This is a genomic window from Nitrosospira sp. CT (assembly GCF_059489795.1).
The window spans coordinates 75,765-83,130 of the sequence record NZ_JCAHZJ010000030.1 but is presented as its reverse complement, the minus strand read 5'-3'; the positions used below and the strand labels follow the sequence as shown (position 1 = coordinate 83,130).

5 protein-coding genes are annotated in these 7,366 nt (G+C 50.7%); 2 read left to right on the top strand and 3 right to left on the bottom strand.

Features of this window, described 5'->3' with window-relative positions:
* Positions 1–210 precede the first annotated feature (210 nt).
* Together AC52W5_RS05030 and AC52W5_RS05025 are read right to left on the bottom strand one after the other, a co-directional pair.
* Positions 211–741 (bottom strand): hypothetical protein, encoded by a 531-nt coding sequence (locus AC52W5_RS05030; protein ID WP_495670207.1) that lies wholly within the window; start codon positions 739–741, stop codon positions 211–213.
* A gap of 183 nt (positions 742–924) precedes the next feature.
* Positions 925–4,341: a TonB-dependent receptor domain-containing protein gene (locus AC52W5_RS05025; protein WP_495670206.1), complete on the bottom strand. Its 3,417-nt coding sequence runs from the start codon at positions 4,339–4,341 to the stop codon at positions 925–927.
* A 481-nt stretch (positions 4,342–4,822) separates the two neighbouring features.
* Here AC52W5_RS05025 and AC52W5_RS05020 point away from each other — a divergent pair, with 481 nt between their 5' ends.
* The gene (locus AC52W5_RS05020; RefSeq protein ID WP_495670205.1) at positions 4,823–5,038 is read left to right on the top strand and encodes a type II TA system antitoxin MqsA family protein; all 216 of its coding nucleotides are present in this window, start codon (positions 4,823–4,825) and stop codon (positions 5,036–5,038) included.
* 190 nt (positions 5,039–5,228) lie between these two features.
* Here the strand turns inward: AC52W5_RS05020 and AC52W5_RS05015 are convergent, their stop codons facing one another.
* Complete coding sequence (locus AC52W5_RS05015; RefSeq protein WP_495670204.1) at positions 5,229–6,203, bottom strand: sigma 54-interacting transcriptional regulator; 975 nt, start codon at positions 6,201–6,203, stop codon at positions 5,229–5,231.
* 293 nt (positions 6,204–6,496) lie between these two features.
* Here AC52W5_RS05015 and ispD point away from each other — a divergent pair, with 293 nt between their 5' ends.
* Positions 6,497–7,192, top strand: a complete 696-nt coding sequence (gene ispD, locus AC52W5_RS05010; RefSeq protein WP_495670203.1) for a 2-C-methyl-D-erythritol 4-phosphate cytidylyltransferase — start codon at positions 6,497–6,499, stop codon at positions 7,190–7,192.
* Positions 7,193–7,366: the final 174 nt, after the last annotated feature.

Here is a 7,366-nt window from a genome sequence, read left to right as displayed (position 1 = left end):
TCATGGGGTTACTCCTTTGCGCTTTCAGCGCTCAATTTGATAAAGATTCGCACCTCTATCAAACCGGGTAACCCCGCTTTTCGCAAGGCCCTACTGTCCGATTAAATCTGAACTACTACATCTCATACTGATATTTCTAATTTTGACCTCTACTTTTGCCCATCCCCCAGAATTGTCGGGTCGCTGAATTATGGTAGCATGGCAATAAGATCATTCCTCGCATATACACGGTTCTTCCTCAGTATTGCAACAAAATCCATTCTTATGGTACACCCCACGACCATCCACACCTTCTTTACACCAGCACCATGTTGCTCCGCCGTCCTTGCATTCCCTGCGATTAGAGGCTCTGGCAAAAGCTGCCATGGATTTGGGGTAACTCCGAGGAACCATCAGCATTCCCATTAAAACGCCCACCAGAACTGAGTAACCGATTGATCTACCAGGGCGGTGTTGCACATAGTCCTTGGAATGCTTAAGGACATTGTCGAGTTGCGCACGCGGACGGGCAAGTATATTTTTTGCTTCTCCTTCTATAGAGGCAATTTTGTTCATAAATTCGTTTATTTTTTCGTTTAAATTGCCATTAGATAAACTTTTATTTTTACATTTATAAATTAAGTTATCGAGATCAGATCTGAGATCGCGAAGTTCTTTCTGCTCCATTGTTTCTGTTCGGTTGCTAGTCATTACCGTACGAGCTAGATCGGCTTGGTTTACTATAGAAGTATTGGTTTTCATGACTTTCTCCTTTAATTTGCGGGCAAAAGAATGTTGGTACAGCCCTAATAGTTCAGTATGTTCGCTGTCACACACAGACCAAAAATTGGCAAGGTTTAATTATTGATTCGTGTCATCCCTCAAAGATTTCGAATTCTTGATCAAAAATGGGAATACTACGACTTAGAACTGCTGTAAGATCTTTTAAAAATTTAAGGTAAGTCGCACAAAAAACGTGCGAGCCGGGATGAACGGCGGTATGCTTACTTCGTTGACTTGAAAATTGGTATTCCTGAAAAAGAAATGCTGATCCAGAAGGTTTCTGCCCTCTAAAGTGACAATACCTCTGCGTCTAGGGAATCGGTAACCAAGGACTGCGTCGAGCAGGACAAAACTGTCATCTACTCTAGTCAATCTAGAGGTCTCCTCCTCCGATTCCTCCCAACGTTCCAACTCTTGCCGAACGTATGTAGTAGTGAAGGTTGCTAATATTCCCGAAGGATGGAAATAATTCAGACTAAACGGTGTTCTTAATGTTTCGATATGTGCAGCTTCGGGGGATTGTTCAACGCGGGTAAACTTCTCAAACCAAGACTCCGCTCTAACAGCCCAGTATGGGTGTGGTAACCAGTAAAGGTAGGTGGTGTAAAGTCGCTCGTGTTGCTTCTCCACCTGATTTAGAGTATTTTGATTAGTGAAGCTTGGAACCTCCAGGTCACGTTTTGATAGCTCAAGGCCGCCATACAAGTTTTTTCCAATACGCGCATCCAAGCCTATGCCCATACGTCGAGCCTTCGTCCCATTGACGTCATCGAAAAGCTGGTTAAATCCAGCGATTTGAGTTGGTTCGAGGGTTTGATTGGCGATTAGAAACGATTTGACGGTTTCAAACCATGCAAGTCGAAGGCGCAAACCTGGAGTGATGTTCCATTGAGCTCCCAATTTTGGGTTAAATTTACTGACTTCAAACCCGACATTATCTCTAAATGAGTCATAACTCAAACCTAACGTTCCACTCAAATTCGGAAGAGCGGTAACGTTTATATACGCGTACCCAATGTTTCGCTCTGTCGGAAAATCCGGCATAGGCGGATTACAGAGTTCTTGGTTGAAAGGCGTTTTTCCGTCTATTCGAGTTGTAGGACATTCCACCCCACGGCTGGGGCGATAGTCAGTATGTCTTTGTTGAGTGACTTGGAACTGGTAGGTCCCAGCACCGGCTACCACATTAAAACGGTTATCTCGTAACAGATACTGAGCTTCAACTTGATATCCCTCATCTTTCGTTTTATCTTCTACAGTGGTGACCCTCCCAGGAAAGAGTAGGTCCGTTCTGCGGTCAGTATACATCGCTGAAGCTATCAGATCCTGCTGGGGCGACAACGAGAAGCGCGCTCCCAAACGTGCCGTATCCTGCTTTAACTCTTTCCGATTATTTCGATCAAACGGCCGGTCAAATTCAAGCAAGATGTCTCCCTGCTGAGTCTCCCGGGTTCGCACCTCCGCCTGTATGTTAAACCTGGGCGTTACTGCGTACTGGAAGAAAGCATTGTAGATGTTGTGCTTCTGATCGTTGTTTTCGCGAAAGCCTTTAGTGTTATAGTGGAATTGGCCAACGCTAACTGAAGCACGGCCATAGAGCGCCGAAAACACAGCTTCGTCCCCTATCGTGCTGTGGCTGCCAAGAATGCCAGATGCTACGAACTGGGGCTTGTTACGCTCAACCAATGGCGCGAACTCGTTAAAACCGGCTACTGCCGGGCCCGTGCTCGTGATGATATTAAGGTCGGCTACGGTAAGGTGAGGCTGAACGGGGTTGACGTTGATCGGTTGCAGGAGTTGGGCCTGAAGCAACTCACTTGCACGGGCAATCTCGTGCCGGGGAACATTACGATAAGCATCCGAAAGAAAGCGGTGCGAGGAATGGTTGCCCGGATCAAAACTCAAAGATTTTGCGGTTTCCATTAGCGCCCGCTTCTCGAACCCCAGATTATCGTAGATTCGCGCCAGACTGGAACCGCGGGCTGCCTGATCCCGATCCAGCAGCAGTTTTGAGCGGTACACAGCCCGGTTGTCATTGAGATTAATGGACTTCTGCAAGTCCCAGAGCGCTTCCACTGGCCGATTCTGAGTCTGTTTCTGGATTGCGTCATAAAACCAGGGCGTGGGGTCATTAGGATCGAGCGCTTTGGCCATATCGAATTGCGATTCGGCCAGGTTGTAGCGTTTCTCCTCGAAATATGCTTTGCCCAGATAGCTTCGGATCAGCGAGTTCATGGGATCGAGCGCCGCGGCAATCTCCATTTCCATACGCCCGGCTTCAACATCGCCCTCGCGCAGTTTCGCCAAGCCAATGCCGAGCCTCGGCATGGGGTCAGCCGAGTCGAGTTCGATGCCTCTGGCGAAAGCTGCTTTCGCTGCCTTGGTATCGATGCGGGTTAAATGAGCGAAGCCCAGCACGGTCTGTGTCTTCGAGAGATTGGGATTGAGGTCGACCGCGCGCTCTGCGGCTTCCAAAGCCTTGTCCAGATACCCAGTCGACATGTGCAGTTCCGACAGCCGTGCCCAGATAAGCGCGTTCTGGGGGTCAAACCCCGCAGCTTTTTGAACGCTCTCAAGCGCTGCCTCGATCTGGAAGTGCGCCTGCTGCGCGTAGGACAGCGCGAGCCGGGCAGTGGATGATTCCTGATCCAGTTCGACTGCCCTGGTCGCCAGGACCAGGGCCTGATCCTTGTCATCCTGCACGACGGCAATGATTGCCTGAAGAGCATAGGCGTCGCTGTTTCCCGGCTCCAGTTCGAGTACCTGCCCGATATCCACCTGCGCTTCATCGACACGGCCAACCGAGAGTAAAAGTCCTGCCCTATAAGTTAAAAAGTGGGGGGAATGTAAAGTTTCTGGCACCTCACCGAGTGCAGTCAGCGCTTCAGGCAGCTTGCCTTGCCTATAGAGTGCAAGCGAAGCGCGCAAGGCTGACTGCGCTGGTTCATCGGGCAGCTTCTCATCCAGACGGTAGCTGATAATGGTGGGGTAATACAGGGTCCATTGAACCGCATCAACTGGACGCAGGACTTCTTCCTTGCGAGGCGCCTCACCTTGAACCACGCTTGCCGCTTCGTTGCTGACGAGGCTGATGCTTCCCTGCTCGTTGCTCGCCGATACCGTGCCTTCATAAATTACGAGTTTGGCGCTACCCTCATCGGTGCCGATAAAGAATTCCGTTCCTTCAATATCAGCTGTGATAAGGCGTGTTTTAACCCTGAAGGGCTTGGGCGTGCGCGTAATGACAAAGAGATTGCCGGTAACCAGTTCCACCAGTGCGGCCCTATCCCGGGCAGGGGCAGCCAGTGTGAGGACAGTTTTCTGATCGAGCCGCAAGGTGCTCTCGTTGCTAAGCCGTAACGCGGCGCGGCTATTCTCTGGAACACGGACTGTATCACCAGGGCAAAGGGCAACATTCAACTTTGCCGGTTGCCAGTTGGCTTCCTTAACCCGACGCAGTTCTACAGCGCCTTGCACGGAAACCATGAGCGCGCTGCTCGGCGTGCAGAGCTCAGCTGCGTGGACGTCTAGGGCCAGGGCGGAAACCGCCACGACTGCGACCCGAAGGGCGGCCGTCATGGGTTTCCAGTTGTGCTGCGATCTTTGTGAATGCATACAATAAAATTCCATGCTTCTTCTTTTGCCGCAGCGAGTTGGATAAAAGGTTTCTTACATGACAGTAAATTTCTCTACGTAGCTATTTTGGAAAAACACGTATCCCCGTATTCAGCCAATCCTGACTTCAACTGAAGCAAGAAAAATGCCATCTTTGCCAAGTGGAATAAATCTCTTATTACCAGTAACTTGAATGATTCACCTTCGCTAAAACGGGTCACGTTTTGCACCTTAATATCAATGTTACAAACACGCAGGAAACCCTTTTAATGCTTTAAATCCTGTACCTGCGTGCATGGGTAAGAAATGACCCCTACCGGGTAAAAATTGCCCCATGTGCTAACCCTGCGTCGCGCGAATTTCTAGGTCCGGATGATAAGCTGGTGACCGGAATGGACGCGTTTAAGGAACTCGTAGACGCCATGCTGCAAGAGAAGCAGTCTTCGTGGCGAAGACACGACAAAAGCTGGGCCTTGATCAGTGCCAGGCGGGAGAGATTTTCGGCGGTGGCGTCAACGCTTTTTCTCGTTATGAGAGCGGAAAAGTGAGAACGCCCGTGTCAGTCATGCAGCTGCTTACGCTGCTCGACCGGCACCCCGAGCTGTTTGAGGAAATCAGGCAAAGGAGATATCGGATCGGGAGGACCCCACGAATTCCGTGAGGAGGCATCCGAAAAGCCAGATATGGTCACATCGTAAGTAATTCACGTTTTCTGCTAAACCGTGAATTACTCGTCGCTGCCAACCCGGCCATATCTGGATGGGTAACTAAGGAGAAAGTGTGGGTGTTCAGATTCAGAATGAGTAGCTCAAAGCGCTAAGGATCGAGAGGGGAACCTGAAGACAGGAGAATCAGTGTTCTACAAAGACTTTGCTTTTATTCATACTATGCTTTTTTAGCAATTTCCCAAACGCGCGACGATCTTTTCCGACAAGGCTCGCAGCTTTTGTGACGTTACCCTGCGCTCTGACCATGGCTTCGGCGAGGTAATACTGTTCAAAAGTTGCTATGGCGCGATTTTTGGCCTCGGTGAAGCTCAAGCCGTTCAACTCGGGGAGGCGGCGGTCAAATCCCGATCGCCGTTCGACTTCGGTGGGCGCGAGCGATGCGATATTTATGACAGATTCGTCGGCGAGAAGATACTCGCGATAGATCAGATTTTCCAGTTCCCGTATATTCCCCGGCCAACTGTATTTATCAAACCATGCGATAGTATTCGGATGTAAAGTTTTGTTGCCACGGTTAAAACGCGCGGAGCATTCGCGCAGGAAGTAATCTGCCAACAGAGCCGCGTCACCTTGGCGCTCACGGAGTGGCGGCAGGGTGAGGTACATGATTTTGAGGCGAAACAGAAGATCGAGCCGGAATTCGCCTTTCTCGGCCAGTTGCCCTAAGTTTCTGTTACTGGCGATGATTATTCTCACGTTTGCAGAGCGCGCCGTCCCGCTTCCCAGCGGAAAGTACTGCTGATCCTGAAAGAATCGGAGCAGGGCAACTTGCGCTTTGGGAGATAACGCATCCACTTCATCCAGGAAGAGCGTGCCGGACTGCGCGTGCGCAATCAGACCTGGGCGTTTCGACTGCGCCCCGGTGTAGGCGCCCCGTTCGTGTCCGAACAGTTCGTTTTCAACGAGGGTGTCCGGGATGGCGCCGCAATTTATCGGCACAAACGGGCCGTCTCGCCTCGTGCTGCTGCCGTGAATTGCCCGTGCGGCCAGTTCTTTTCCTGTGCCTGTTTCGCCTTCGATAAGAACAGGTGCGTCGCAACCTGCAATTTTCTCAATGAGCTGGGTAACTTTTGCGAAGGCAGGGGATTGTCCAATCATGTTCTCTGCACCTGGGAGCGGGAAGATTAATCAATTCTTACGTAAGGGATTCAAAAAAGCCGTGTGGAACTCATCTTTCTGCATGGCTCGTGGTATAAGTATTAAAGGACAAGATTAAATACGCCGGTAGCTGTAAAATCTTACAGGTTAAAGGTACCCAGTCAGTCCGGTGCTTCCTCGCAGCGTTTCCATCGTATTTCCATTGCCAATCATTGCTAATTTTCACGGCTTAACACATATTCACGTGCCCGCCTTCGTTTGATCCATCAATTCAGCTACTTCCTGTAATACCAATGCAAAATTTCTTCGCACTCATCCCGGCGGCAGGTTCAGGCTCGCGCATGGGCGACCAGATGCCCAAGCAATACTTGCCCCTGGCAGGAAAACCCATGATCCGTCATGCGCTGGCAACGTTGTGCAACTCGCCGCGGCTTTCCCGAGTCTTTGTTGTGCTGTCTCCGGGAGATGGAGAGTGGGCGCGCCATGACTGGTCAGAATTTTCAAACAAGCTGTCGATGCTCGAATGCGGGGGAGCTACACGGGCCGAAACCGTACTGAATGGTTTAAAGGCAGCGCAGGAAGAGACGGCGATCGAGGATGATGACTGGGTGCTGGTTCATGATGCTGCACGGCCTTGTTTAGGAGGAAAGCTCCTGGATAAACTGATGGATGAACTGGAAGAGGACGAAGTGGGCGGATTGCTTGCGGTTCCGGTTGCAGACACCTTGAAGCGAAGCGATCCCACTTGCCGGGTTGAACGTACAGAACCGAGGGAAAGTCTTTGGCAGGCCCAAACACCGCAGATGTTCCGGTACCGGACCCTGGTGAACGCTCTGAGCAGGGCCGGAGGTGTAGCCATGACGGACGATGCAGGCGCGATCGAAGCACTGGGTCTGCGCCCAAAACTGGTTCTGAGCGATGCGCGCAACCTGAAAGTTACTTATCCTCAGGATCTCGCACTGGCGGAGTTGATACTGAAAAATCTGTAAATGGCAGTGAAGTGGTGACGGTTGCGGCTTATTAGCCAGTTGTAGTAGTAGATCCAGCCATCGGTGAACAAGATTCGGGCAAAGCCCGACCTGCTACTTCTAGCATCTGTAGAGGGATGGAGGTCGCAAGCTGTAACCCATCATTGAATAATAGGATGATTGCACTTCGCTCCA

Excerpts from the sequence above, each read along its gene's own strand:
- AC52W5_RS05030 (WP_495670207.1), bottom strand. The coding sequence starts at position 741 with ATGAAAACCAATACTTCTATAGTAAACCAAGCCGATCTAGCTCGTACG.
- AC52W5_RS05025 (WP_495670206.1), bottom strand. The coding sequence starts at position 4,341 with ATGACGGCCGCCCTTCGGGTCGCAGTCGTGGCGGTTTCCGCCCTGGCC.
- AC52W5_RS05015 (WP_495670204.1), bottom strand. The coding sequence starts at position 6,203 with ATGATTGGACAATCCCCTGCCTTCGCAAAAGTTACCCAGCTCATTGAG.
- ispD (WP_495670203.1), top strand. The coding sequence starts at position 6,497 with ATGCAAAATTTCTTCGCACTCATCCCGGCGGCAGGTTCAGGCTCGCGC.